The sequence below is a fragment of the Sanguibacter sp. HDW7 genome (assembly GCF_011300875.1).
GTDB lineage: Bacteria > Actinomycetota > Actinomycetes > Actinomycetales > Cellulomonadaceae > Flavimobilis.
Map to the genome: position 1 here is coordinate 2,020,177 of NZ_CP049862.1, position 25,042 is coordinate 2,045,218.

Genomic DNA, 25,042 nt, shown 5'->3' on the forward strand with positions numbered 1-25,042 from the left:
CGAAGGAGCAGCAGATGCTGCGCAGCACGGCGCACGTCGTCACTGTACTCCGCGACGCCCCCGGCCCTGCAACCGCGTCCGGGAACCGGGACACCCGTCCCGCGCCGACCCGTGGCACGACGATCCCCGCACCGACCCGGGACACAGGTCGGTGCGGGGATCTTGTGACGCGGCGCCGGCCGCGCACGAACCGTGGCTCTGCCAGGTTCGTCAGTCCGTCACGAGCAGGTCATCGACTCGTAGATCGTGCCCGTCTCGTCGACCGACAGCGGCTCCTGCCCGCCGAGGAGATCCATCCCGACGAGGCAGAACGTCCCCGTGTCCGCCTCGAGCTCGGCGATCGTGACGATCACGCCCTCGGACGGCGTGAACCCTCCCTCGGTGAGGAGGCTCGCACCGCCGTCCGCGTACGCGTTCGGCGTGACCTCGGGGTGATCCACGAGGTAGGTAGCGACGCCGACGCGCGCGTGCGCAAGCTCGGTCCTGAGGTCGAACGTCGCCGTGTCACCCTCCCCGTCGAAACCCTCGAGACCGCTGGGGTCGTCGAACCCGCTGCCGAGGTCGCCACCGCCACCGAGGGCGGCGCCCGGAAACCCACCCTGGGCGAGCTCCGTCGCGAGGTCCGCGAAGATCGGCTGCCCCGCGAGGTACTCCATGAGCTTGGTCGTGCGCTCCTGGACCCACTTCTCGTCGTCGAGCTTGCCCGACTTCTGGAGCTCGGCCATGGCGTCGCTCGTCTGTCGCACGATGTCGAGGATCGTCTCGGTCGGGCTGACGAACCAGGAGCCGCCCTCCTCGACCGCGACGAGGCCGAGATCCGCATAGCCGAGCTCGTTGAGGAGAGGCGCCTCGTCGAGGCAGATCCTGCCGTCCTTGCCCGACTCGGTGTCCTTGAGCACGACGCACGTGCCGTCGATGGTCACCGACTTGCCGTCCTCGGTGCTCGCAAACGTCAGCCCCTGGGGCGCGAGACGCGAACGACCATTCGTCGTGCCGTCGGCCGTGAACGAACCCGAGGTCGTGAAGGGGACGTCGAACGTCTCACCCGCGGGCATGTACACGGACAGCGCGCGCCGCTCGGGCAGCGGGAGCGCCGCGATGATCCTGTCGACGTCGCCCGAGACGATCGCCTGGACGAGGCCCTGGCCCGCGGCCTCGGGCGAGCCGGAGCCGGCACCCTTGCCGTCTCCGAGCATCGTGCCGCGTGGGGTGGTCGCGCCGCTCGCGACGTACGCGATCTCGCCGATCGAGAGGTAGGGGCTCACGTACCATCCGTCCCCCTCCTCGACCGTCATGACGAAGAGCGGCTGCCCCTCGCGGGCGAAGTCGGCGAAGTCCGCGGTTGCGGGGAGCGCCTCCTCGAGCTGCTTGACGAGCTCGGCGCGGAGCATCTGCGGGTCGAACGCCTCCGCGCCGCCAAAGCTCTTGAGCGTGTCGAGGAGCTGGGGGTTTGCCGCGACGGTCTTCTCCCAGGCCGCGACGAACGCGTCGCCGACCTTCTCCGGGTTGCCGTCGACGGTGATCGTGCCCGCCGTGACCTCCACCTTCGAGAGCCCCTCCTGGAGGTTCGTCTCGGTGGTGGTCACGCCTGAGGTCGTGATCGTCATCGAGTCGAGGACGTCGGTGAAGGCCTTGATGCTTGCCGCGGAGGACGACCCCTCGGCGGCCTTCAGCGCGTCGTCGACGATCCCGGACAACGACGAGACCTCGGCCGGAGACATCGCTCCGAGCATCGCGAGCGCGTCCTTCTTCTCGAGGCCGGTCATGAGCTGCTCGAACGCCGCGCGCGGTGTCTCGGACCCATTGACCTTGTCGAGGACGAAGTGGTTGACCGCGAACGCGGCACCGCCGAGAGCGATCGCGGTGCCCGCAGCGGCACCTGCGATGACCAGACCCCGGCGACGGCGCGGGGCGGCCGGGATCTCGTCCGCGATCGTCGCCATGTCGTAGCCGGTGCTGCCGTAGCCCGCGCTGCCGTAGCCCGCGCTGCCGTAGCCGGCGCTCCCGTAGCCCGGGCTGCCGTCTGCGGCTGCCCGGGCGTCGCCGAAGCCGTAAGCGGTCGCCGCAGGTGCGTGGCCCGCGGGCGGCTGCGCGCCAGGCGACCACCCGGTCGGAGCGCCGGTCTGCGGCTGGAGGTCCCGCTGAGGCTGGAAACCCTGCGGCTGGAAGCTCTGGGTGGACGCCTGCGCGCCCGACCGTGCGTCGATGGCCGCGACGACGGCGGGGTCGCCGAGCCCTCGGAGCCAGTCGAGCAGGGACGGGTAGGCCTGGGGATGGGCGGCGACGAGCGCCCGCAGATCAGGGCGGCTGGTCGCGATGCCCGCGAGCTGCGCCGCCGTCGTCGTCGGGTCGAGCGCGAGGTCCCGCGCCTGGTCGTGTGTCATGTGTCTCCCCCTGCGCGGCGCGCCCGGAGGCGCGCCGCCTTGTCGTGCTTGTTCCGTCTCAGGCCGTACGCGAGCGTAGCGCCTCGTCAATCTCGGCGTCACCCAGCTGGCCGAGCCACTCGAGCAGCGCCAGGTACGTCGACGGGTTGGCTGCGAGCGCCGCACGGAGCGTCGGCGCGTCCTGCGCGATCTGCGCGAGGGTCGTCGCCGGTGTCTGGCCATCGATCGCCTGGGCCCACGTGAACCCGGCCTCGGTACGTGTCGACGGATCCGCGACGTCGAGGCGAAGGACCTCCGTGACCTGATCGCCCGCGGGAACAGTCGGCTCCGCCGAGGTCGCTGCCGGCGCGTCGACAACGACGGGCTGCTCGGTGACCACGGCAGGCTGCTCGGCGACGACGGCGGGCTGCTCCGCGCCGAACGGAAGTGGCTCGACGGGGCCGGCCTGGACGGACGTCGAGACCGGGTATCCCGCAACTGGCGTCTCGACAGGTGCCGCGCCGTAGGTCGCGTCGGCGACGGGCTGGCCGTAGTCGACAGGCTGGTCGTGGCCGACAGGCTGGGCAGCGGCCGTGGCGCTCCCCGAGATGTCGTACGCGGGTGCTTCCTGGGGGTAACCCTGAGGCGCGGGCGCCTGGGGGTATCCCGGCGCGGCGGGAGCGGACGGGGCCGACGGAGCGGCGCTGAGCGCCGTGCTCCGCGGCTCCCAGACATAGGCGGTCGAGGTGCCGCCGGGGCGCGGCGTCGCCGGGTTCGCGGCCACGTGGGCACGCACCGAGGACGGCAGTGTGAGGCACGCGAGCACCGCGACCGGGAGGCCCACGCCGACGACGAGCGTGAGCAGCGTGACGTGGAGCTGCGGGACGAACGCGGTCACCACGTCGAGCCGTGAGACGACGACGAGGAATATCCCGACGACGAGCAGCGCAGCCGTCGCGACGATCGCCGGGCGGCGCGCGTCCGCAGGCCGGCCGACGAGCATCGACCGCACCTTGAGCGCGACACCGCCGACGACGAGCGCGACGACAGCGCCCGGCACGAGGACACCGAGACCGGGCGAGGTGGCCAGGCCGGCGCCCGCCACGGTCTGGTTGTCGTCGATCGCGATGACGAGGGTGACGACAGCGACGACCGAGGCGAGGGCCGCGACGAGGCCGAGCAGGCCGCGTGCCGTGACGAACCAGCCGATGGCGGGGTCGCCCTCGTCCTTGCTTGCGCGGACGACAGCGGGTGACGTCGCGAGCACCGCGAGCGCGCCGACGAGGACGAGGCCGTAGCCGAGCACCGCGACACCTGCGACGACGACCGTGTCGTCCATGACCTCGCTCATCGTCAGCGTCCGGACGGACTCGACGGAGACAGAAGCGTCGTTCGCCGCGAAGAGCGCGACGGCCCACGTCGCAGCGACGACGACAGCGGCTCGGCGCCACAGCGCCGTACGCGTGAACGCCGCGAGCACCGAGGGCAGGACGAGCGCGCCGACGACGAGCACGGTGGAGACCGCCGCGACGACGAGGAACCGGGTGAGGTCGTCCTCTGCACGGATCTCCGAGGGGACCTGGAGCCGCTGGACGACGAGGAGCACGAGCCACGCGACCGGCGCGAGCACCGCGAGGGCGCCGACGAGCGTCGTCACGCTGCGCCACGAGCGGGAGACCGCGGCGTCGAGCGCGGCGGGGCCGAGCTCTGAGGAACGGGGCACCGCGGCGAGCGCGGCTGCGGCGAGACCGATGGCGACGCCCGGGCCGAGGCCACGCTGACCGTCGACAGCCGCCGCGTCGAGGACGACCTGAGCGAGGCTCGCGGCGACCGCGGGAAGCGCCAGGACCACGCGCGCCCGGCGGGTCGAGTGCACGGTCCATGTGGCAGGGAGCGCTCCGAGGCGCGCGAGGTACGGCAGCGTGAGCGGGACGACGAGGACGAGGAGCGCGGCGAGCGCCCACGGGACCTCGGCAGCGCCACCGGCCGAGCTCCATGTGAGCTGCAGCGCGAGGACGATCGCAAGAACCCCGAGCAGGTCACGCACGTGGTCGCCGTCGGTCATGTCGTGGAAGCGCCCGCGGGGACCGGCTTCGACGGCAGGAGCCGCTCCCGGGGTGTCCTCGAGGGGCGTGCCGCCCGCGTTAACGTCCATGAAGAGTCCTCCTCCGTCTGCCACGCCCGCATGGCGTGCACGACCGGACGCGCCCTGAGCCCGTCCGGCCAGAATCTATCGTGACGAGTGCTTGACCGCCCGCCGAACGAGCGGGTGTCAGATCCCGAGCTGGTAGACGCCCCAGTAGGCGAGCAGCAGCACGACGACGACGGTCCCGGAGAGGGTCGCCGCGGTCGCTGCGTGCGCGAGGCGTCCGCGCACGAGCGTCGCTGGCGGCGTCCCGTCGCTCTCGGCGGCCGCGCGGACCGCCGCACGGTGGTCGATGACCCGTTCGACGAGCACCGCCGCGGCGACGAGCACCGCGATGCCGACGAGCCGCACGGCGAACCACCCGCCCCACACCACCCAGGCGTCGCGTTCGTACTCGACCGCGAGCCGCGCGATCGCGACGAGGTACGCGACGAGGCCGCCGAGCGTCGCGAGGGCGAGCACGGGCACGACGACGAGCTGACGGGCCACGACAGGGTCGGTTCCGCGCTCCCCCGCCGTCAGGCCGCGCCGGCGATCCCGCAGCGACGTCACGGTGGCGACCGATGCCCCGACGACGAGCAGCCCGAGCCCGACGAGCACGATGACGGCGACGGTGTCGCCCGAGCCGAACCAGTGCGGCGCCGGGACGTCGAGGGCGAGGTAGCGCTGGAACGGCTCGGCCCCCGCGACGCGCGGCGCGTTCGACGCTGTGCCGGGCAGCCCGAGGATCCACCCCGTGAGGTCGCGCGCGAAGACAGGGACGAGCGCGCCGTCGACCTTGATCCCGTGGTTCGCCCCGCCGTAGAAGCGGACGAGCACGTCGGGGTTCCCGGCCGTCGTGAGAGCCGCGAGGATGTCGCGCGTGCCCTGGACGACGGGCATCGAGGAGTCGTCCGTCCCGTAGACGAGCAGGACGGGCATCTGCAACGCCGGCAGGAACGGGTCGACGTCGAAGTCGGCGTAGTCGATGCCTCCGCCGGGCAGCTCCATGCCCACCGCACGCGGGATCGCCCTGAAGACCGACTCGGGCACGCCCGTGTTGCGCAGGTAGTTGTCGACCGCGAACGCCGCCTGGGCTCGCGGGGGCACGACGGGCGCCGAGACGAGCGCGACGAACGCGAGCGTCGGGTCGTCGCGCGCCATGAGCGGCGCGATCCACGTGCCCTCGGACTCCGCGTAGAGACCGACCCGCTCGGGATCGACGCCTGGCAGGGTCCTCAGGTACGCGACGGCAACCGCGTAGTCGCGCGCCATCTCTGCGTAGTCCCGGTGGCGCAGCGACGAGAACTCGGGGCGCTTGGCCACGACGACCGAGGTGATGCCGGCGCTCGCGAGCGCGGCCGCCTGCGCCGCGAACGCGGTCTCGGCGTCCTTCGTGCCGGCGCCGTGGACGAAGACGACTCCCGGTGTTCCGCCGAGGTCAGCGGGCGCTCGCACGGTCGCGTCGACGCCGTCGCCGCCGATCCGCACCTCGGCACGCTCGGTGACGACGTCGTACGTTCCGACGGGTGTTGCGTCGTCGGCACCCGTGATCGCGGTGTCCGTGACGGGCACACGGAGCTGCTCAGGCACCGGCACCGGGTCCCACGTGGGGCCCGAGACCGCGCCCACGACCGCGAGGAGGATCGCGAGCGCGGCCGTCGTCGTCGCGGTGCGGCCCCACCCGGTGCGTGCCCGCGCCATGTCAGAAGCCCAGCCGCCCCAGCTGCTTGGGGTCTCGCTGCCAGTCCTTGGCGACCTTGACGTGGAGGTCGAGGAACACCTTCTGGCCGAGGAGACGCTCGATGCCCGTGCGGGCCCGCGTGCCGACCTCGCGCAGCCTCGAGCCGCCGCGGCCGATGATGATGCCCTTCTGCGAGTCGCGCTCGACGAAGAGGTTGACGCGCACGTCGACGACGCGGCCGTCGGGTCGCGGCGTGATCTCGTCGACGACGACCGCGAGCGAGTGCGGCAGCTCGTCGCGGACGCCCTCGAGCGCGGCCTCGCGGACGAGCTCGGCGACCATGACCGCCTCGGGCTCGTCGGTGAGCTCCCCGCCCGGGTAGAGCTCGGGCCCCTCGGGCAAGTGCCCGACGAGGACTTCCGTGAGCTCGGCGACCTGGAACCCGTCGCGCGCCGAGACTGGCACGACGTCGTCCCACTCCCCGAGCGCCGTGACCGCGAGCAGCTGCTCGGCGAGCTCGGCGCGGCTCACGGTGTCCGCCTTCGTCACCGCGAGGACGACGGGCGTGCGGCGACGTCCCGTCATGAGGGGCGCGAGCTCGTTCGCGATGAACCGGTCGCCCGGCCCGACCTTCTGATCGGCGGGGATGCAGAACACGACGACGTCGACCTCGGACAGCGTGTCGCGCACGAGCGTGTTGAGCCGCTCGCCGAGGAGCGTCCGCGGGCGGTGGAGCCCAGGCGTGTCGACGAGCACGAGCTGTGCGTCGTCCCGGTGGACGATGCCGCGGATCGTGTGACGCGTCGTCTGGGGACGGCCCGACGTGATCGCGACCTTCTCGCCGACGAGCGCGTTCGTGAGCGTCGACTTGCCGGCGTTGGGGCGGCCGACAAGGCACGCGAAGCCGGAGCGGTGGGCGGGGGCGGTCATGCGTCGGTCCTTCGGTCGGAGATGGTGGTGCGGTCGTCGACGTCGTCGGCGGCGGGCTCGAGGTGCGAGACGAGGATCGAGGAGACGCGCTTGCGTCGCCCCTCGACCTTCTCTGCGACGAGGTGGAGCCCGGCGACGTCAGCGCTCGAGCCGAGCAGCGGCACGCGGCCGAGCGCCTTGGCGAGCAGGCCTGCGACGGTGTCGACGTCGTCGTCCTCGACGACGGTGCCGAGCAGCTCGGAGAGGTCCCACAGGCTCGTGCGCGCAGGGAGCCGGAACTGCCCGGGCGCGACCTCGACGGCCTCGACGACCGCCTGGTCGTGCTCGTCGGTGAGCTCACCGACGATCTCCTCGATCGCATCCTCGATCGTCACGAGCCCCGCTGTGCCGCCGTACTCGTCGATGACGAGCGCCATGTGGGAGCGCGCGGCCTGCAGGTCGCGCAGCAGGTCGTCGGCCGGCTTCGACTCGGGGACGAAGTGCGGCGGCCGCATGACGTCGACGACAGTGCCGCCGTCCTCTGCGCCCTCGACCTGGAGCCGCGCGACGACGTCCTTGAAGTACACGACGCCGAGCACGTCGTCCTCGGAGTCCCCGACGACGGGGACGCGTGAGAACCCTGAGCGCAGGAAGAGCTGCAGGGCGCTGCGCAGCGGCGTCGACGCGCGCGTCGTCACCATGTCGGTACGCGGCACCATGACCTCGCGCGTGAGGGTCGAGCCGAGGCCGAAGACGGAGCGGATGAGCTCGCGCTCCTCAGCCTCGATAACCTCCGACTCGTTGACGCGGTCGACCATGTCGCGCAGCTCGTGCTCCGTGTGCTCCTCGGTGGCCTCGACCTGTCGGTCGGCGCCCGCGGCCCAGCCGGCGAGCGTCCGCGCGACCGTGAGGAGGCCCGAGAGGGCCGAGAGCACCTTGGCCGGGTGATGGCGACCGAACGAGCGAGGGCTCAGGCGGACGAGGACGAGCGCGACGAGCGTCGAGATGACGACCGCGAGCCCGAGCACCTGCCACCAGACGTCGAGGGCCTCCTCGAGCGAGAGCGTGATGCAGGCCGTCGCGACCATCTCGCCGAGGATCCGCAGGAACGACGCGGCCGACGCCGTGCGTCGCGGGTCGTCCGCGAGCCGCTCGATGCGGCGCGCACGTGCGCCACCGTCGGCGACGATCTGCGCGACGGACGCGCGCGTGACGCGTAGGACGGCCGTCTCGCCGGCGCTGAGGAGCGCCGCGAGGACGATGCCCGCGACAGCGAGCGTGATGAGCAGTCCGGTCATCGGGATGCGAGGAACGTCAGCAGGAGGTGGCGCTGGAGCGCGAACATCTCCTTCTCCTCCTCCGGCTCGGCGTGGTCGTAGCCGAGCAGGTGGAGGATCCCGTGCGTCGTGAGGAGCAGCATCTCCTCCTCGGTCGAGTGGCCGGCCTTGACGGCCTGCGCCGCCGCGACCTCGGGGCACAGCACGACGTCGCCGAGCAGGCCTGCGGGCGTCGGTTCGTCCTCGGTGCCGGGGCGCAGCTCGTCCATGGGGAACGACAGCACGTCCGTGGGTCCCGGCTCGTCCATCCACTGCACGTGGAGGTCCGTCATGACGTCGGTGTCGACCATGAGGATCGAGAGCTCGGTCTGCGGGTGGACGTGCATCGCGTCGAGCACGAAGCGGCCGATCGCGGCGAACTCGGCCTCGTCGACCTCGAACCCGGACTCGTTGTTGACCTCGATCGTCATGATCGCCTCTCGGTGCGCCCCGGACCTTGCCGGGGGTCGGAGGTCCCGCGTGCCGCGGGACCGGGCTGGGTGACGTCCCAGCGTGCGTACGCCTCGATGATCTCACCGACGAGGCTGTGCCTCACGACGTCCTGGCTCGTGAGGTGGCAGAACTCGACGTCGTCGACACCCACGAGGACGTCCTCGACGACCTTGAGGCCCGAGCGCACCCCGCCGGGCAGGTCGACCTGCGTCGTGTCGCCCGTGACGACCATCGTCGAGCCGTAGCCGAGGCGGGTGAGGAACATCTTCATCTGCTCGGGCGTCGTGTTCTGCGCCTCGTCGAGGATGACGAACGCGTCGTTGAGCGTGCGTCCGCGCATGTACGCGAGCGGCGCGACCTCGATCGTGCCGGCCTCGAGGAGGCGCGGGATCGAGTCGGGCTCGAGCATGTCGTGCAACGCGTCGTAGAGGGGCCGCACGTAGGGATCGATCTTGTCCGTGAGGGAGCCCGGCAGGAAGCCGAGACGCTCGCCGGCCTCGACCGCGGGCCGCGTGAGGACGACGCGCGAGACCTTGTGGTCCTGGAGTGCCTGGACGGCCTTCGCCACCGCGAGGTACGTCTTTCCTGTGCCTGCCGGCCCGATGCCGAACGTGATGGTCGACGCGTCGATCGCGTCGACGTAGCGCTTCTGCCCGACGGTCTTGGGGCGGACGGTGCGCCCGCGCGACGAGACGATGTCGACCGTGAGGACGTCCGCCGGACGCGCTCCGCCGGGCTCGGTGAGCATCGCGATCGAGCGCGCCACGACGTCGGGGCCGAGCGGCGTGCCCGACGAGCTCACCTCGACGAGCTCGTCGACGAGCCGCACCGCGAGCCCGACGTCGCCCGCAGGCCCGGACACCGTGACGACGTTGCCGCGCACGAAGAAGTCGACGCGCGAGAAGCCGTCCTCGAGTGCCCGCAGCACGGCGTCGCCCGTGCCGAGGAGCGCGACCATCGAGACCTGAGGAGGCACGACGATCCTGTGCTCGAGGCGTGCCTGCCCGCGGGTGCGGGGCGCGTCGTCGACCGGGGTCGGGGGCGTGCTGGGCGTGCCGCGGCGGCGGCCCGCTGCGGGTGTGCGTGTGCGATCGTCCATGGGGCGCGTGCGCGGTCGACCTTCCGGGAGCTCGCGACGCCGGGCGGCGCCGTCACCACAAGTCTAGCGAGAGACGCCGTGCATCCCCGCCCGGGCCTCCGGTCTCGCCGCAGTCTCACGTTGGTCTCGGCTCGGCCACGATGTCCCGTCTGGTGCGCGACCTGCGCGGGCGGCGGGTGACGATGGATTCGTCCTACCGTTGTCCCCCTGAGAGGCTCCCCCGATGCGCCGCCGTCCTGCCCTGCTCCTCACGCTCGTCGCCGCCGCCGCGGTCACGACGAGCTGCACGACGGGGAGCGACCCGGCACCGACCCCGACGACGATGGGTGCGCCCTCGATCACGAGCGTCGCTCCGACGACGTCGGACGCGCCGACGACCCCGCTCGTCACGGTGACCCCCGCGGTCAACGACACGACGGTCCTCGCGACGCCCCTTGAGGGCTCGACGATCGAAGGCCCCGCGGTCGAGGTCTCTGGCGAGGCGACCGCGTTCGAGGGCACGCTCTCCTGGCTCGTCTACCCGGCGGGCGGCAAGGCCGACGACCCCGCGCAGCAGGGCTTCGCCATGACCGGCTCGAACGGCGAGGTCGCCCCGTTCTCGTTCACGATCGACCTCGAACCGGGCACGTGGGTCGTCCAGGTCTTCGAGGCGAGCGCGAAGGACGGCACGCCGCTGCGACCCGTCGCGGTGACGTTCACGGTGTCCTGAGCCGCACGCGCTCCCGAGCACGACGAAGCCCGCACGGTCGACCGTGCGGGCTTCGTCGTCGGTGAGGTCCGGGCTCGGCCCGCAGGTGCGTGGCTCAGCCCCAGCGGCCGAGCCGCTGGGCGAGCAGCGCGAGCGCGACAGGACCAGCCGTCGACGTGCGGAGCACGTGCGGGCCGAGGAGGACCGTCTGCGCGCCGGCCTCCTCGAGCTCGGTGAGCTCGTCGGACGCGATACCGCCCTCGGGGCCCACGACGACGAGGATCCGGGCGTCCGTGCCCTCCGCAGGGATGCGCGCGCCCGCGAGAGGCTGCACGGCCGACTCGTGCAGGACGAGCACGGCGCCGCCCGCCGCGACGACGTCGCGCGTGAGCGCCGCGAGGGACGTCGTCGTCACGGGCTCCTCGACGTGGGGCAGACGCGCGCGGCGCGACTGCTTGGCCGCCGTGCGCACGGTCGCGACCCACCGTGCGCGCGACTTCGCGGCGCGGTCGCCGCGCCAGACGACGATCGACCGCGACGCCTGCCACGGCACGACCGCGTCCGCGCCGACCTCGGTCGCGGCCTCCACGGCCATCTCGTCCCGGTCGCCCTTCGCGAGCGCCTGGACGAGGACGAGCTCCGGCTGCGGCAGCGGCTCCTGGACGACCTCGTCGACGAGTAGCCGCACCTGCGACTCGTGCACCGACTCGATCGTGCAGCGAGCGCGCACGCCCAGGCCGTCGACGACGTCGACGGCCTCCCCCGGCCGGCGTCGCTGGACGACGCCCGCGTGACGGCCCTCGGGACCGTCGAGCAGGTAGTGGTCGCCCGCCGAGAGCCGGTCGATGCCGGAGGCCTCGGCGAGGAAGACGGGTGCGCTCATGGTGCCCGACCCTAGCCCTTCCGTAGCGGTCGCGTCCGGGCCGCTCAGCGGCCGGAGAACTTGTCCTTGAGGCGACTGAACACGCTCGGGTGCGCCGCCGCGATCTTCGCCTCGGGACGCTCCTCGCCGCGCAGCGCCGCGAGACGCCGGAGCAGCTCGGACTGCTCGTCGTCGAGGTCGTGCGGGACCCGAACGTCGACGTGGACCGCAAGGTCGCCGCGCCCACCGACGTGGAGGTGCCCGACGCCGAGGTCGGCGAGCGTCACGACGTCACCCGGCTGCGTGCCCGCCGGGAAGGTCACGTCGCGCGGGCCGTCGAGCGTCTCGAGCTCGATCGTCGTGCCGAGGGCCGCCGCCGTCATGGGGACCTCGAGCGTGCAGTGCAGGTCGTCGCCGCGGCGCACGAACACCGCGTGCTTGCGCTCACGGATCTCGACGTAGAGGTCACCCGCCGGACCGCCGGCGGGGCCGACCTCACCCTGGCCCGAGAGCTTGATGCGCGTGCCCGTGTCGACCCCCGCCGGCACGTCGATCGAGATCGTCTGGCGCGTACGCACGCGCCCCTCGCCCGCGCAGTCGACGCACGGCTCGGGGATCGTCGTGCCGTGACCCTGGCACGCCGCGCACGGCTGCGTCGTCATGACCTGACCGAGGAACGAGCGCGCGACCCGCTGGACCGAGCCACGACCCTGGCACACGACGCAGGTCTGGACGGACGTGCCGGGACGCGTGCACGCGCCCCCGCACGTCGAGCACACGCGCGCGGTGTCGATCGTCACCTCCTTGCGGGCGCCGAACGCAGCCTCCGCAAGGTCGATGTCGAGGCGCAGGAGCGCATCCTGGCCGCGCCGCGTACGAGGCACGGGTCCACGCTGCGCCTGGCCGCCGCCGAAGAACGTCTCGAAGATGTCCTGGAAGCCGAAGCCGCCCGCCTGGCCGCCGCCCGGCGCCGACGGATCCGTCCCCATGTCGTAGGCCTGGCGCTTCTCCGCCGTGCCGAGCACCTCGTAGGCACGCGTCACGTCCTTGAACCGGTCGGCGCCCTCGTCGCCCGCGACGTCCGGGTGGAGCTCGCGCGCGAGCTTCCGGTACGCCTTCTTGATCTGGTCCTGCGTCGCGTCACGCGGCACACCGAGGATCTCGTAGTAGTCCGTCACAGGTGTTCTTCCTGGTGGTGGGTGGAACGGGCGGGCACGGCGCAGAGCGCCGGCCCGGTCACGTCGTGATGATGCGGGTGAGGTAGCGCGCGACCGCACGCACCGCGGCGATCGTCTGCGGATAGTCCATGCGGGTCGGGCCGATCGAGCCGAGGAGCGCGACCGCATCGCCGTCGGCACCGTAGCCCGCCGTGACGACCGACGTCTCGCTGAGCCCGACGTGCGGCATCTCGTGTCCGATGCGCACCGCGACGCCAGCGGAGTCCTCGGTCATCTCGGTGAGCAGGCCGAGCAGGACGACCTCCTCCTCGAGCGCCTCGAGCACGGGGCGCAGCGCGTGCTCGAACCGCATGCCGGAGCGCGCGAGGTTCGATGTTCCCGCGAGCACGATGCGCTCGTCCGACTCCTGCCCGAGCGTGTGGACGAGGAGGTCGGAGATCTCCCGCAGGAGCGGGCGCTCGGCCTCGACGAACTGCTCCGGGAGCGACTCGAGCGCGGTGCGCATCTCCGGGAGCCTGCGCCCCAGGCCCGCCGCGTTGAGGCGCACGCGGAGGCGGCCGAGCGCTTCCTCGTCGACGTCCGCCGCGAGATCGAGCGTGCGCTGCACGACACGGCCCGTGTCGGTGATGACGACGACGAGCAGGCGCGAGGGCCCCACCGGCACGAGCTCGAGGTGTCGCAGCCCGGACCGGCTGAGCGACGGGTACTGGACGACCGCGACCTGCTGGGTGAGGTGCGCGAGCAGGCGCGAGGCCCGCACGATGACGTCGTCGAGGTCGACGGCGCCGTCGAGGAACGTCGTGATCGCGCGGCGCTCGGGCTGCGAGAGCGGCTTGACCTCCGCGAGGCGGTCGACGAAGAGGCGGTAGCCCCGGTCCGTCGGCACGCGCCCCGCCGACGTGTGCGGCTGCGCGATGAGGCCCTCCTCCTCGAGGACGGCCATGTCGTTGCGGATCGTCGCGGGCGAGACGCCGAGGCGGTGGCGCTCCGCGAGCACGCGCGAGCCGACGGGCTCGCGCGTCGTCACGTAGTCCTCGACGATCGCGCGGAGCACGTCGAGGCGACGGTCCGCAGCCGTTCCGTACGTCGACATCCGTGCTCCTTCCTCGCCGGTCCCACGCCCGGGACATTCGCACTCTCGGGCTCCGAGTGCCAATCCTACCCGCGCCTGCCCGCCCCCGGTCAGCGACGCACACCACACGCTCCCCCGGACCGGACGCCCGCCACCGTAGGGTGGCCGGGTGCACGACCGCTACGGATCCGACGTCCTCGGGGGCGACCCCGCGTCCCACCACCGCCGCCGCCCCGTCTCCCGCCCCGTCCCCGCCGAGCGCGGGACCGTCGTCGAGGAGGTGACGACCGGCTGGGTCGGCGCCGTCGTCCGCGTCGAGAAGTCCGGCGGCATGCACGTCGTCGAGCTCGAGGACTCACGGGGCAGCACCCGCACCTTCCCGCTCGGCCCCGGCTTCTGGATCGACGGTGAGCCCGTGCTCCTCGAGCCACCCGTCACCTCACGCGCACCCGTCGCCCCCACGCGCACCGCGTCCGGCTCGGTCGCCGTCCACGGCGGACGCGCCCGCGTCGCCCGCGGCGCCCGCATCCTCGTCGAGGGCAGGCACGACGCCGAGCTCGTCGAAAAGGTCTGGGGCGACGACCTGCGCGTCGAGGGCGTCGTCGTCGAGCTGCTCGACGGGGTCGACAACCTCGAGGCCTACGTCCGCGAGTTCGCCCCCGACGCCACGCGCCGGCTCGGTGTGCTCGTCGACCACCTCGTGCCTGGGTCCAAGGAGCAGCGCGTCGCCGACGCCGTCCTGCGCATCTCTCCCGCCGGCACCGTGCGGATCGTCGGGCACCCCTACATCGACGTGTGGGAGGCGGTGAAGCCAGCTCGCGTCGGGCTCGACGCCTGGCCCCGCATCGACCGCTCGGTCGAGTGGAAGATCGGCATCCTGCGCCACCTCGGCTGGCCGCACGCCGAGCAGGCGGACGTCGCTCACGGCTGGAAGCGGATCCTCGGCACCGTGCGCTCGTGGACCGACCTCGAGCCCGCGCTCATCGGACGCGTCGAGGAGCTCATCGACTTCGTCACCGAGCCCGCAGGCTGAGCTCACCCGCAACGCCGTCGGCCCGGCCCCCTCGAGGGGGCCGGGCCGACGGCGTTGCGGGATGCGGGTCAGACCGGCTGCTCGCCGATCGCACGGCGGTAGCAGAACGCCGTCGCCAGCATCGCGATCGGCGCCGTGATGAGCGAACCGACGATGACGACGCTTCCGACGCTCGCGACGATCGCGGCGACGATGACGAGGATCGCGACCGGGCCGACGTTGCTCTTCGCGATGTTGATGCTCGCCTTGATCGCGTCGATCGCGCTCATGCCCTTGTCGATCGCGAAGTGCAGGGCGAAGACCGCGAAGAACGCGACGACGATCGGGCCGACGCCCGTGAACGAGACGATGCCCGAGGCGAAGCCCACGAGCAGCGACACGAGAAGTACCTGCACGAGGTTCGGGATCTTGAAGAAGTCACCGAACGACACCCTTCCGGTGCGCGTCACGACGAGCGCCGCATTCGTGAGACCCGCGGACGCGAGGAGCACGAGCACACCGGTGAGCGTGAGGAGGACGAAGAAGCCGAAGCCGAAGCCCGCAGCGAACAGGCCCAGCCCGCCGGCGTCAGACGTCGCAGCCGCGCTGGCGCTGCCGAGGAGCATCGCCGAGAGGATCGCGAAGACGATGCCGACGCCCGCGACCCACGCGATCATGCCGCCGATGAAGACACCGGCGTTCGTCTTGAACCGCTCCCACCCGTAGGAGAACGCAGGGCCGACGTCGAACGGGTTGGCCGGGGCCGCGTAGCCCTGGGGCGCGCCGCCGTAGGGCTGCTGGCCGTAGGGCTGCTGGCCGTAGGGCTGCTGGGGAGCACCGTAGGGCTGCTGCGCGGCGTACGGGTCGGTCGGCGGCGTCGTCCCGAAGGCCTGCTGGCCCGCGGGCGGCGGCGGCGTCGCGCCGTACGGAGCGGGGCCGCCGGGCTGGCCCGGTGCGGCAGGCGGCTGCTCGCCGGGACCGGGCGTCGCACCCGGGTAGGGCGGGAGGTTGCTGTCGGACATCGAAGGCTCCTCGAGTGGGGGGCAGGTCGGACCAGAGTCACCTCAGGTCCGGTCAGGACGCGCACTCGTGCACGTCACGGCCCCACAGTAGTGACCTCGTCCCACGACGGCCACCGTTCCGACACAGGATCCCCACCCGTGGACTAGTCCGTGAGGTCCCGCACCACGGCGTCCGCGAGCAGCCGGCCACGCCGCGTGAGGAGCGCGCGCCCGCCGATCGCCGCGCGACCGTCGAGCAGCCCTGCCGCCACCTGCCCCGCGACCGCGCGCCGGCCGGCGGCGGAGAGCTCGGCGAGGTCGAGGCCTTCGGCCAGGCGCACCCCGAGCATGACGCGCTCGAGCGCAGCCGTCGGGGCGTCGAGCAGCTCGCGGCCCGCGGCCGGGCTCATGCCGTCGCCGAGCATCGTCGCGTAACGCCGCGGGTGCTTGACGTTCCACCAGCGCACGCCCGCGACCGCGACGCCGTCGGTGGCCGTCCCCGCAGCGTCGTCCGGGGCGAGCGGACCGCCGACGTAGGAGTGTGCGCCAGGGCCCACGCCCCACCAGTCGTCGCCCCGCCAGTACGCAAGGTTGTGCCTGCAGGCCGCGACAGTGCCGTCGGCCCGCTCGCGCGCCCAGTTCGAGACCTCGTACCACCGCAGGCCCGCCGCGGTGAGGAGGTCGTCGGCCAGCTCGTACTTCGCGGCCTGGTCGTCCTCGTCGGGCAGCGTGAGCTCGCCCCGGCGCACCTGCACCGCCATCTTCGTGCCCGGCTCGACGACGAGCGCATACGCCGAGACGTGGTCGACCCCCGTCGCGAGCGCCGCCTCGACGCTCGTGCGCCAGTCGTCGAGCGACTCCCCCGGCGTGCCGTAGATGAGGTCGAGCGAGACGTCGAGCCCCGCGTCACGCGCCCACGCGACGACGTCGGGGATGCGCGCCGGGTCGTGCGTCCGCTCGAGCGTCGCGAGGACGTGCGGGACCGCGGACTGCATGCCGAACGACACGCGCGTGAAGCCGGCCGCGGCGAGCGTCCGCAGGTACTCCGGGCTCACCGAGTCGGGGTTCGCCTCGGTCGTCACCTCCGCGTCGTCCGCGAGGCCCCACGCGTCACGGATGCCGTCGAGGATCCGCGCGAGATCCCTCGCCGGCAGGACCGTCGGCGTTCCTCCGCCGACGAACACGGTCGAGACCTCGCGCGCGGGGAGTCCCGCGTCCGCGAGGACGCGGGCGCCGAGCGCGATCTCGGAGAGCGCCGTCGAAGCGTAGGAGTCCTGGCTCGCACCACCGCCGAGCTCGGTCGCCGTGTACGTGTTGAAGTCGCAGTACCCGCAGCGCACCGTGCAGAACGGTACGTGGACGTAGACGCCGAACGCGCGATGTGGCGCGTCGGTGCCGCCCGCCCAGCGGGGAAGCGCGCCGTCGGCCGGCGCGGGGTCCCCGTCGGGCAGCGCAGGGCTCACTTCTTGCCCTTGTCCTTCGGGTCGGCGGCGTCCGACGAGAGCGCGGCGATGAACGCCTCCTGAGGGACGTCGACACGCCCGATGGTCTTCATGCGCTTCTTGCCCTCCTTCTGCTTCTCGAGGAGCTTGCGCTTGCGGGAGATGTCACCGCCGTAGCACTTCGCGAGGACGTCCTTGCGGATCGCGCGGATCGTCTCGCGAGCGATGACGCGCGCGCCGACGGCCGCCTGGATCGGCACCTCGAACTGCTGCCTCGGGATGAGCTCCTTGAGCTTGCCCGTCATCATGACGCCGTACGCGTACGCCTTGTCCTTGTGGACGATCGCGCTGAACGCGTCGACCTGCTCGCCCTGCAGCAGGATGTCGACCTTGACGAGGTCGGCCGCCTGCTCGCCGACGACGTCGTAGTCGAGCGACGCGTAGCCGCGCGTCTTCGACTTCAGCTGGTCGAAGAAGTCGAAGACGATCTCCGCGAGCGGCAGGAAGTAGCGCAGCTCGACGCGGTCCGCCGAGAGGTAGTCCATGCCCTGGAGGTCGCCGCGCTTCGTCTGGCAGAGCTCCATGATCGCGCCGATGAACTCGCTCGGCGCGAGGATCGTCGCCTTGACGACCGGCTCCCGCACCTCGCCGATCTTGCCGCCCGGGAACTCGCTCGGGTTCGTCACCGTGACGATGCTCTTGTCCTCCATCGTCACGTCGTAGATGACGTTGGGAGCCGTCGAGATGAGGTCGAGGTCGAACTCGCGCTCGAGGCGCTCACGCACGATCTCGAGGTGGAGCAGGCCGAGGTAACCGACACGGAAGCCGAAGCCGAGCGCGACCGAGGTCTCGGGCTCGTAGATCAGCGCGGCGTCGTTGAGCTTGAGCTTGTCGAGGGCGTCGCGCAGGACCGGGTAGTCCGAGCCGTCGATCGGGTAGAGGCCCGAGAACACCATGGGCTTGGGGTCGCTGTAGCCGCCGAGCGCCTGCTCCGCCGGCTTGAGCGCGTTGGTGACAGTGTCACCGACCTTCGACTGGCGCACGTCCTTGACGCCCGTGATGAGGTAGCCGACCTCGCCGACACCGAGTCCGCCGGTGGGGACGGGCTCGGGCGCGGAGACGCCGATCTCGAGGAGGTCGTGCGTCGCTCGCGTCGACATCATCGAGATGCGCTCGCGCGGGTTGAGCTTGCCGTCGACGACACGGACGTAGGTGACGACACCGCGGTAGGTGTCGTAGACGGAGTCGAAGATCATCGCGCGCGCGGGCGCGTCCGCGTCGCCGACGGGCGCGGGGACCGTCTCGACGATGCGGTCGAGGAGCGCCTCGACGCCGACACCCGTCTTGCCCGAGACCTTGAGGACCGTCTCCGGGTCGACGCCGACGAGACCGGCGATCTCCTCCGCGTACTTCTCGGGCTGCGCGGCCGGCAGGTCGATCTTGTTGAGCACGGGGATGATCGCGAGCTCGTTCTCCATGGCGAGATAGAGGTTCGCGAGCGTCTGCGCCTCGATGCCCTGGGCGGCGTCGACGAGGAGGACCGCGCCCTCGCACGCGGCGAGCGACCGCGAGACCTCGTACGTGAAGTCGACGTGCCCGGGCGTGTCGATCATGTTGAGCGCGTACGGCGTGCTCACGCCCGCGGCATCGACATGTGCCCACGGCATGCGGACCGCCTGGGACTTGATCGTGATGCCGCGCTCGCGCTCGATGTCCATGCGGTCGAGGTACTGGGCCCGCATCGCACGCTGCTCGACGACGCCCGTGAGCTGGAGCATGCGGTCGGCCAGCGTCGACTTGCCGTGGTCGATGTGGGCGATGATGCAGAAGTTGCGCAGGAGCTCCGGCGCGGTCGCGGCGGGCCTGATGCGTGCCGTCTCGGCTGCGGAAGGGATCGGAGTCACGGGCCCTATTCTCCCATGGACGCGCACCTTCGCTGCGACCGTCCGCGAGCCGCGTCCGTCACTCTCCCGACACCTCACGCCCCGCTCGTCGCTAGGGTGGTCCGCATGCCCAGAAGCTCGTGGTCGGACACCCTCGCACGCGCGGCGCGCCTCGCGCTGTCACTCCTCCCCTCGTCCAGGTCGTCGACGAGCTCCGGGAGCACCGCCCCCGCGCCCGAGCGTCCGTCGCGCACGACCAGGCCCGGCACTCCCGTGCCGTCGCCACGGCCTGGTCGCCCTGGCGCGTCGCAGTCTTCCGGGCGCCAGGAGCCCGTCGGGTACCCCGGCGACTTCGACGGACGCGTCGTCCCCGTCTACAACCCCGAGCTCGACGGTGACGCCGACCCCGGTGAGATCGTGTGGACGTGGGTCCCCTACGAGGAGGACCACACGCAGGGCAAGGACCGCCCCGTGCTCGTCGTCGGGCACGACGGCGACTGGCTGCTCGGGCTCATGCTCACGAGCAAGGACCACTCGCGCGACCGGCGCGACGACGGTCCCCGCTGGATGGACATCGGGTCCGGCCCGTGGGACGCCCGGGGGCGGGACTCCGAGGTCCGGCTCGACCGCGTCGTGCGCGTCGACCCGGACACGGTCCGGCGCGAGGGCGCGATCATGGACCGCCCGACGTTCGACAGGGTCGTCGGCGCGCTCTGACACCCCCGGCACCCGCCGCACGTGCTCCGCGTGCCGCGCGACACGTCCCGGGCATCTCGACCGTGAGCGCTCCGCGCTGGTAACGTAGGCCCTTGCGTGTCCGCCCAGGTCGGCGGGCACCGTTCTGGCGCCTCACCACGGGTTCCCCACCCCAGTCCCGGCGTCGGAGCCGCTCTCTACGACCTATCCGCTCGCCCTCGGGCGAACACACCAGAAAGTCCACACGTGGCGAACATCAAGTCCCAGATCAAGCGCATCCGCACCAATGAGAAGGCGCGCCTGCGTAACAAGGCTGTCAAGGCCGAGCTCCGTACCTTCACCCGCAAGGTTCGCGCGGCCGTGACGGCCGGCGACAAGGAGGCCGCTGCGGCCGCCCTCGTCGTCGCGTCGAAGAAGCTGGACAAGGCTGTCTCGAAGGGTGTCATCCACCTCAACCAGGCTGCCAACCGCAAGTCGGCTCTTGCCAAGGCGGTCAACGCTCTCTGACGCGTCTGCGGTGCTCCGGCACCGACACGTGAGTCTTCGACGGCGTCGCACCTTCGGGTGCGGCGCCGTCGTGGTTCCCCCAAGTTTCCGCGCACCGGGTTCTCGGCGCGCACCAGGTTCTCTGTGCGCCTCGGGTTCTCGGCGCACGCAGATCGTTGCGTCGTGGACCCCGCGCGGGGTCCGACCACGCAACGAGATGCGGGCCGTGGCGGGAGCGACGCCGGCTGCTTGCGCCGACGGACCACCTACGTGGACGTGACCAGCCGCCCGCCGCGCGGGTGGACGTCAGCCGCGCGTGGCCGCGCAGATGCGCAGGACCGCGCGCTCGACCGCGAAGACCGGGTCGCGTCCCTGACCCTTGACCTCAGCGTCCGCATCCGCGACCGCGATGATCGCCGCCGCGAGCCCCTCGGGCGTCCACCGCTGGAGATCCTTGCGCGCGCGGTCGACCTGCCACGGCGCGAGACCGAGCTCGGACGCGCTGGCCCCGCCCCGCCCACGCATGGCAGCGACCTTGGCGAGCTGACGCAGCTTGAGCGCCAGCACCGCGACGATCGGCACCGGGTCGACGCCCGTCGCGATCGCGTGCCGCAGGAGCGCGACGGCCTGCGCGCGCTCCCCCGCGACCGCCGCGTCGGCGACGCGGAAGCCCGTGGCCTCGACGCGCCCGCCGTAGTACGTGCCGACGGTCGCCTCCGTCACGGTGCCCGTCGTGTCTGCCATGAGCTGGTCGCACGCCGACGCGAGCTCGCGCAGGTCCGTCCCGAGCGCCTCGACGAGCGCCCGCACGGCCCCGGCCTCGACCCGTCGGCCGCCGCGACGGAACTCCGCGCTGACGAACGACGCCTTGTCCGCGTCCTTCTTGATCGGCTCGCACGCCGCGACCGGCACGCCCGCGGCACGCAGGCCGTCGAGCAGCTTCTTGCCGCGCTGCCCGCCGCGGTGCTCGACGACGAGCCAGACGTCGGCCGCCGGGGCCGTGACGTACGCGAGCACGTCGGTGATGAGCGCGTCCGTGAGTGCCTCGGCACCGCGGACGAGCACGAGCCTGTGCTCAGCGAAGAGCGACGGGCTCGTCTCGACGGCGAGCATGCCCGACTGGTAGGTCGACGCCTCGACGTCGACGACCTCGAGCTCCGGCTGCGCCTCCCGCGCGAGCGCGCGCAGCCGCTGCACCGCACGCTCGACGAGCACGTGCTCGGCGCCGTGCACGAGCACGACGGGCGCGAGCGCGACCTCGTCCCAGGACGCGCCGGAGGCAGGACGGGAGCTGCGGGAGGTGGTGCGTGCGGCCATGCCTCAAGGGTCCCACGAGCCACCGACACCCCGCGCCCGCCGGGCACGGACGACGACGAGAGTGACGAGCGCCGCCTCGAGCACGACGAGCAGGGCGGCCCCCGCGGGACCGGACATCCACGGCAGGCTCGCCCCCGGCCAGGCCGCGATCGCCCGCGCAGTCCCCGCGATCCAGCCGGCGCCATACCCGGCGAGCCCCGCGAGCCACGAGGCGAGGCCCGGGGACACGGGCCCCGCGAGCGTTGCTGCGAGGCCGAGGATCGTCGTCGGGGCGACGACCGGAGCCGCGACGAGGTTCGCGGGCAGCGACCACGTCGCGAGGTTCGGCGAGAGGAGCACGAGCACGGGTGCGCACGCGAGCTGGGCGAGCGCGGGCGCCGCGAGCGCCGCCGCACACCAGCGGCGCGCTCCGTGCAGCCCGCCGAGCACGAGCGGGCCGCCGACGACGAGCCCTGCGGTCGCCGCGACCGACAGTGCGAGTCCCACCGACCGCGCGAGCCACGGGTCGAGCAGGAGCAGCACGACGACGCCCGCAGCGAGAGCAGGCACGGCCGCTCCGCGTCGCCCGACCGCGAGCGCGAGCAGCCCGATCGCCCCCGTGCCCGCGGCACGCAGCACGGACGGGTCCGGCCCGACGAGGACGACGAGGCCCGTGAGCGCGAGCACGGTGACGGCGATCCGGGGCCCGCGCGGGACGCGCAGCGCCGCCGTCGCTGCGAGCACGAGGGCGCCGACGAGCGAGAAGTGCGCACCCGAGACCGCGGTGAGGTGGGTGAGACCGGTCGTCCGCATGGCCTCGACGAGATCGTCGGGCACGTCGCGCGTGTCCCCGACGGCGATGCCGCGGACGAGCCCGGCCGCGTCCGGGGGCAGACCCACGACGGCAGTCCGGAGGCCCTCACGCAGGCCGTGCGCCACGCGGCGCACAGGACTGGCGGGCTCGAGCGGACGGGGCGCCGTCGCGCCGCGCAGGTCGTAGCGCGGGCGTCGGCCGTCGAGGCCGCGCGCGGCCACCGTGACGGAGGCTGTCACGCGCTCGCCGACGACGACGTCCTTCCACCGCGTGCCGACGAGAGCCGCCGGCAGCGCGACCGGCTCGGCACGTGCCCGCTGTCCGGACCCGGTCCGGACGTGCTCGACGCGCACGTCGACCGCGTAGCGCGGCGCGCCGCCCCACGCGCTCGGCAGTGCCCGCGGCTCCCCCGCCACGAGCAGGTCGACGGTCGCGCGCTCCCCCGTGCGCGACGCCTCGGCGAGCAGCTCAGAACGGGCGGCACGCGCGTCGGCGGCCACGATGAGCGCGACCGCGAGGACCCCGACGAGGCAGAGCACGACGCCCGGGAGCCCGGTCCGCCCCGCGCGGCGTGCGCGACGTCCGCGGGCTCGCACGACGAGGCCCGCCGTGCCGAGCGCCGCGAGCCCGGCGACGACGAGCGGCGCGAGCGTCCTCCCGACGAGAAGGGCGGCCGCGAGCCACACCGCGAGCGCCAGCGGGACGAGCCGGACGTCTGTCCGCGTCATCCGACGCTCACGAGGTCCGCAAGCTTCTTCTCGAGCGCGGGCCCGATGCCGGGGACGTCGGACAGCGACGCGACGTCGGGGAACGGGCCGTGCTCGGTGCGGTGGTCGACGATGCGTTGCGCGAGGACGGGTCCGATGCCTGGCAGCGCATCGAGCGCGGTCGCGTCCGCGGTGTTGAGGTCGAGCCGACCGCCGGGCGAGGAGCCCGTGGTCCCCGCGGGCGCGGTTGGCGGGGTGCTCTCCCCGACCTTCGGCACGACGATCTGCTCGCCGTCGGCGACGGGCCGCGCGAGGTTGACGTGGGTGACGTCGGCGTCGCGTCGCAGCCCGCCCGCAGCCTTGACGGCGTCGGCGACGCGCGCGCCGGGTGCGAGCGTCACGACGCCCGGGCGTGCGACGCGCCCGACGACGTGGACGACGACGTCTGGCGCGGCAGCTGAGACTGCGGGCGTCGCCGAGCCGTCCGCAGGCGTCCCCGTCGGGGTCGTGGCGGTCGCGAGCGGAGTCGTCGCGGGCAGCATCACGACCTCGCCGGGGCTCGACCCGAGCGCTCGGAGGACGAGCGCCGCCGCGAGAACGACGACGACGAGCACACCGACGACGACCGAGCGCGTCGTCACCGCCCATGCGACGCGGCCGCGCGCGGTCGGCTCGCCCGGGTCGAGATGGTCGGTCTGCTGCGGGCGTGCCGGTCGTCCCGTGCGACCTACGAGGAGCCGCGCGCGCAGGGCGGCGACGTCGTCGGGGTCGGCACTCGCGACGTGCGTCGGATCTGGCTCGGTGCCGGGGTGCGGTGCGTGCATGGGCCGACGGTGTCGCACGGGACGGCATCGCGCGCGCGACCTCTGCGGACCCGGGGACGGGGAGCGGCCGGCGCTCCCCTGTGGTCAGCACCTCGGCCCACACCCCGCGACCACGGGACCCAGGCGCGGCCGCGAGCCGGAGGCAGGCACACCCATGGGTGCGATCGCGACCTCAGGCGCGGTCCGTCACCGGCGCGTCGGGCCGCTCAGGCCTCCGCGTCGACGACGACGACGGCGAGCACCCCGGGCCCGACGTGCGCGCCGAGCACCGCGCCGACAGGCCCGACGAGGACGGGCTCCGCCGACACGTCGGCGAGACGCTCCGCGAGGGCGCTCGCATCGTCGGGCGTGTCGAGGTGATGGACCGCGACGAGCGGTCGCGCCAGCCCTGCGGCAGCCTCGCGCGCGATCTCGACGAGCCTGTCGGTCGAGGCCGCGCGCGTGCGGACCTTGGCGAGCACCTCGATGCGTCCCTCGCGCAGCGTGAGCAGCGGGCGCATGCCAAGGACGTTGCCGACGGCCGCAGCGGCCCGCGAGAGCCGTCCGCCGCGTCGCAGGTGGTCGAGCGAGCCGACGAGGAAGAGCGTCGTCGCGGACGACGCGGCCCGCAGCGCGACCTGCTCGACCTCCCTCAGGTCCGCTCCCGCAGCAGCGGCGCGCGCGGCGACGAGCGCCGCAAGACCGGTGCCGGTCGCGGCGCTGCGCGAGTCGACGACCCGCACGGGCACGGGCATCGTCGTCGCGGCGGCCGCGGCCGTGTGGACCGTGCCCGAGAGCTCGCCCGAGAGGTGCACCGAGACGATGCCGCTCGCACCCTCGGCGACGAGCCGTTCGTAGGCGCGCGCGAACGCGGCGGGCGTCGGCTGGCTCGTCGTCACGCGCGAGCCCGCACCGATCGCGGCCGCGATGGCGTCGTCGTCCACGTCGACACCCTCAAGATGCTCCGTGCCGTCGACGACGACGTGCAGCGGGACGGTCGTGAGCCCCTCGGCGGCCGCGAGCGCGGACGGCAGCGCGCACGTCGAGTCCGTAACGACGCGGACGCGCGGGGACGAGGTCATGCAGCGCACACTAGCCGACGCGCGCACGCGGCCACGCCTCACCCGACGCCGCGCCCGCGCGCACCGGCGGG

General features: G+C 73.0%; 21 protein-coding genes. 4 read left to right on the forward strand and 17 right to left on the reverse strand.

Annotated features, from left to right (window positions below; translation table 11 throughout):
- Nucleotides 1-218: 218 nt before the first annotated feature.
- The 7 genes from G7063_RS09355 to G7063_RS09385 all read right to left on the reverse strand — a co-directional run bounded on the left by G7063_RS09355 (nucleotide 219) and on the right by G7063_RS09385 (nucleotide 9,949).
- Complete coding sequence (locus G7063_RS09355) at nucleotides 219-2,384, reverse strand: hypothetical protein (RefSeq protein WP_166414156.1); 2,166 nt, start codon at nucleotides 2,382-2,384, stop codon at nucleotides 219-221.
- 58 nt (nucleotides 2,385-2,442) lie between these two features.
- Nucleotides 2,443-4,518, reverse strand: coding sequence for a hypothetical protein (locus G7063_RS09360; protein WP_166414157.1), 2,076 nt, complete (start codon nucleotides 4,516-4,518; stop codon nucleotides 2,443-2,445).
- 117 nt (nucleotides 4,519-4,635) lie between these two features.
- Entirely contained in the window at nucleotides 4,636-6,192 is a 1,557-nt protein-coding gene (locus G7063_RS09365; protein WP_166414158.1) for a S9 family peptidase, read from the reverse strand.
- A gap of 1 nt (nucleotide 6,193) precedes the next feature.
- Nucleotides 6,194-7,102 (reverse strand): GTPase Era, encoded by a 909-nt coding sequence (era, locus tag G7063_RS09370; protein WP_166414159.1) that lies wholly within the window; start codon nucleotides 7,100-7,102, stop codon nucleotides 6,194-6,196.
- Entirely contained in the window at nucleotides 7,099-8,379 is a 1,281-nt protein-coding gene (locus tag G7063_RS09375; protein WP_166414160.1) for a hemolysin family protein, read from the reverse strand. Before G7063_RS09375 ends, era begins: the two co-directional genes overlap by 4 nt.
- Nucleotides 8,376-8,828: an rRNA maturation RNase YbeY gene (gene ybeY / locus G7063_RS09380; protein ID WP_166414161.1), complete on the reverse strand. Its 453-nt coding sequence runs from the start codon at nucleotides 8,826-8,828 to the stop codon at nucleotides 8,376-8,378. The genes G7063_RS09375 and ybeY overlap by 4 nt, the downstream gene beginning before the upstream one ends.
- Nucleotides 8,825-9,949, reverse strand: a complete 1,125-nt coding sequence (locus tag G7063_RS09385; protein WP_166414162.1) for a PhoH family protein — start codon at nucleotides 9,947-9,949, stop codon at nucleotides 8,825-8,827. The genes ybeY and G7063_RS09385 overlap by 4 nt, the downstream gene beginning before the upstream one ends.
- Nucleotides 9,950-10,172: 223 nt before the next feature.
- Here G7063_RS09385 and G7063_RS09390 point away from each other — a divergent pair, with 223 nt between their 5' ends.
- Nucleotides 10,173-10,658: a Gmad2 immunoglobulin-like domain-containing protein gene (locus G7063_RS09390; protein WP_166414163.1), complete on the forward strand. Its 486-nt coding sequence runs from the start codon at nucleotides 10,173-10,175 to the stop codon at nucleotides 10,656-10,658.
- Nucleotides 10,659-10,752: 94 nt separating this feature from the next.
- Here G7063_RS09390 and G7063_RS09395 read toward each other — a convergent pair whose 3' ends face one another.
- From G7063_RS09395 to hrcA, 3 genes are read right to left on the reverse strand one after another with little or no spacing between them, the layout of a single operon-like run.
- Entirely contained in the window at nucleotides 10,753-11,520 is a 768-nt protein-coding gene (locus tag G7063_RS09395; protein WP_166414164.1) for a 16S rRNA (uracil(1498)-N(3))-methyltransferase, read from the reverse strand.
- Nucleotides 11,521-11,564: 44 nt separating this feature from the next.
- The gene (gene dnaJ / locus G7063_RS09400; protein WP_166414165.1) at nucleotides 11,565-12,677 is read right to left on the reverse strand and encodes a molecular chaperone DnaJ; all 1,113 of its coding nucleotides are present in this window, start codon (nucleotides 12,675-12,677) and stop codon (nucleotides 11,565-11,567) included.
- A gap of 58 nt (nucleotides 12,678-12,735) precedes the next feature.
- A complete protein-coding gene (gene hrcA, locus G7063_RS09405) occupies nucleotides 12,736-13,770 on the reverse strand; it encodes a heat-inducible transcriptional repressor HrcA (RefSeq protein ID WP_166414166.1) in 1,035 nt (344 codons plus the stop codon).
- A gap of 148 nt (nucleotides 13,771-13,918) precedes the next feature.
- On the opposite strand from hrcA, the gene G7063_RS09410 reads away from it, so the two are divergent.
- Nucleotides 13,919-14,782, forward strand: coding sequence for a DUF3097 domain-containing protein (locus G7063_RS09410; RefSeq protein ID WP_166414167.1), 864 nt, complete (start codon nucleotides 13,919-13,921; stop codon nucleotides 14,780-14,782).
- A gap of 68 nt (nucleotides 14,783-14,850) precedes the next feature.
- On the opposite strand, the gene G7063_RS09415 is transcribed toward G7063_RS09410, so the two are convergent.
- The 3 genes from G7063_RS09415 to lepA form a co-directional block, all read right to left on the reverse strand.
- Nucleotides 14,851-15,783 (reverse strand): hypothetical protein, encoded by a 933-nt coding sequence (locus G7063_RS09415; protein WP_166414168.1) that lies wholly within the window; start codon nucleotides 15,781-15,783, stop codon nucleotides 14,851-14,853.
- Between the two features lie 143 nt (nucleotides 15,784-15,926).
- Nucleotides 15,927-17,225: a radical SAM family heme chaperone HemW gene (gene hemW, locus G7063_RS09420; protein WP_166414169.1), complete on the reverse strand. Its 1,299-nt coding sequence runs from the start codon at nucleotides 17,223-17,225 to the stop codon at nucleotides 15,927-15,929.
- Nucleotides 17,222-19,108 (reverse strand): translation elongation factor 4, encoded by a 1,887-nt coding sequence (gene lepA / locus G7063_RS09425; protein WP_304610649.1) that lies wholly within the window; start codon nucleotides 19,106-19,108, stop codon nucleotides 17,222-17,224. The genes hemW and lepA overlap by 4 nt, the downstream gene beginning before the upstream one ends.
- A 105-nt stretch (nucleotides 19,109-19,213) precedes the next feature.
- Here lepA and G7063_RS09430 point away from each other — a divergent pair, with 105 nt between their 5' ends.
- Nucleotides 19,214-19,804: a type II toxin-antitoxin system PemK/MazF family toxin gene (locus G7063_RS09430; protein WP_166414170.1), complete on the forward strand. Its 591-nt coding sequence runs from the start codon at nucleotides 19,214-19,216 to the stop codon at nucleotides 19,802-19,804.
- Between the two features lie 225 nt (nucleotides 19,805-20,029).
- Complete coding sequence (rpsT, locus tag G7063_RS09435; RefSeq protein ID WP_166414171.1) at nucleotides 20,030-20,290, forward strand: 30S ribosomal protein S20; 261 nt, start codon at nucleotides 20,030-20,032, stop codon at nucleotides 20,288-20,290.
- Between the two features lie 285 nt (nucleotides 20,291-20,575).
- Here rpsT and holA read toward each other — a convergent pair whose 3' ends face one another.
- The 4 genes from holA to G7063_RS09455 all read right to left on the reverse strand — a co-directional run bounded on the left by holA (nucleotide 20,576) and on the right by G7063_RS09455 (nucleotide 24,971).
- Nucleotides 20,576-21,586 carry a DNA polymerase III subunit delta gene (holA, locus tag G7063_RS09440; RefSeq protein WP_166414172.1) on the reverse strand — a complete coding sequence of 337 codons (1,011 nt, stop codon included), beginning with the start codon at nucleotides 21,584-21,586 and terminating at the stop codon, nucleotides 20,576-20,578.
- Between the two features lie 3 nt (nucleotides 21,587-21,589).
- Nucleotides 21,590-23,107, reverse strand: a complete 1,518-nt coding sequence (locus tag G7063_RS09445) for a ComEC/Rec2 family competence protein (RefSeq protein ID WP_166414173.1) — start codon at nucleotides 23,105-23,107, stop codon at nucleotides 21,590-21,592.
- Nucleotides 23,104-23,910: a ComEA family DNA-binding protein gene (locus tag G7063_RS09450; protein WP_166414174.1), complete on the reverse strand. Its 807-nt coding sequence runs from the start codon at nucleotides 23,908-23,910 to the stop codon at nucleotides 23,104-23,106. Before G7063_RS09450 ends, G7063_RS09445 begins: the two co-directional genes overlap by 4 nt.
- Nucleotides 23,911-24,116: 206 nt before the next feature.
- Entirely contained in the window at nucleotides 24,117-24,971 is an 855-nt protein-coding gene (locus G7063_RS09455; RefSeq protein WP_166414175.1) for a DegV family protein, read from the reverse strand.
- Between the last annotated feature and the right edge of the window lie 71 nt (nucleotides 24,972-25,042).

Coding starts and splice junctions, on each gene's coding strand:
- ybeY (WP_166414161.1), bottom strand. CDS start 8,828: ATGACGATCGAGGTCAACAACGAGTCCGGGTTCGAGGTCGACGAGGCC.
- holA (WP_166414172.1), bottom strand. CDS start 21,586: ATGGCCGCACGCACCACCTCCCGCAGCTCCCGTCCTGCCTCCGGCGCG.
- G7063_RS09360 (WP_166414157.1), bottom strand. CDS start 4,518: ATGGACGTTAACGCGGGCGGCACGCCCCTCGAGGACACCCCGGGAGCG.
- G7063_RS09415 (WP_166414168.1), bottom strand. CDS start 15,783: ATGTCCGACAGCAACCTCCCGCCCTACCCGGGTGCGACGCCCGGTCCC.
- G7063_RS09395 (WP_166414164.1), bottom strand. CDS start 11,520: ATGAGCGCACCCGTCTTCCTCGCCGAGGCCTCCGGCATCGACCGGCTC.
- hrcA (WP_166414166.1), bottom strand. CDS start 13,770: ATGTCGACGTACGGAACGGCTGCGGACCGTCGCCTCGACGTGCTCCGC.
- G7063_RS09355 (WP_166414156.1), bottom strand. CDS start 2,384: ATGACACACGACCAGGCGCGGGACCTCGCGCTCGACCCGACGACGACG.
- G7063_RS09455 (WP_166414175.1), bottom strand. CDS start 24,971: ATGACCTCGTCCCCGCGCGTCCGCGTCGTTACGGACTCGACGTGCGCG.
- G7063_RS09365 (WP_166414158.1), bottom strand. CDS start 6,192: ATGGCGCGGGCACGCACCGGGTGGGGCCGCACCGCGACGACGACGGCC.
- G7063_RS09430 (WP_166414170.1), top strand. CDS start 19,214: ATGCCCAGAAGCTCGTGGTCGGACACCCTCGCACGCGCGGCGCGCCTC.
- G7063_RS09385 (WP_166414162.1), bottom strand. CDS start 9,949: ATGGACGATCGCACACGCACACCCGCAGCGGGCCGCCGCCGCGGCACG.
- G7063_RS09445 (WP_166414173.1), bottom strand. CDS start 23,107: ATGACGCGGACAGACGTCCGGCTCGTCCCGCTGGCGCTCGCGGTGTGG.
- G7063_RS09390 (WP_166414163.1), top strand. CDS start 10,173: ATGCGCCGCCGTCCTGCCCTGCTCCTCACGCTCGTCGCCGCCGCCGCG.
- G7063_RS09450 (WP_166414174.1), bottom strand. CDS start 23,910: ATGCACGCACCGCACCCCGGCACCGAGCCAGATCCGACGCACGTCGCG.
- era (WP_166414159.1), bottom strand. CDS start 7,102: ATGACCGCCCCCGCCCACCGCTCCGGCTTCGCGTGCCTTGTCGGCCGC.
- G7063_RS09375 (WP_166414160.1), bottom strand. CDS start 8,379: ATGACCGGACTGCTCATCACGCTCGCTGTCGCGGGCATCGTCCTCGCG.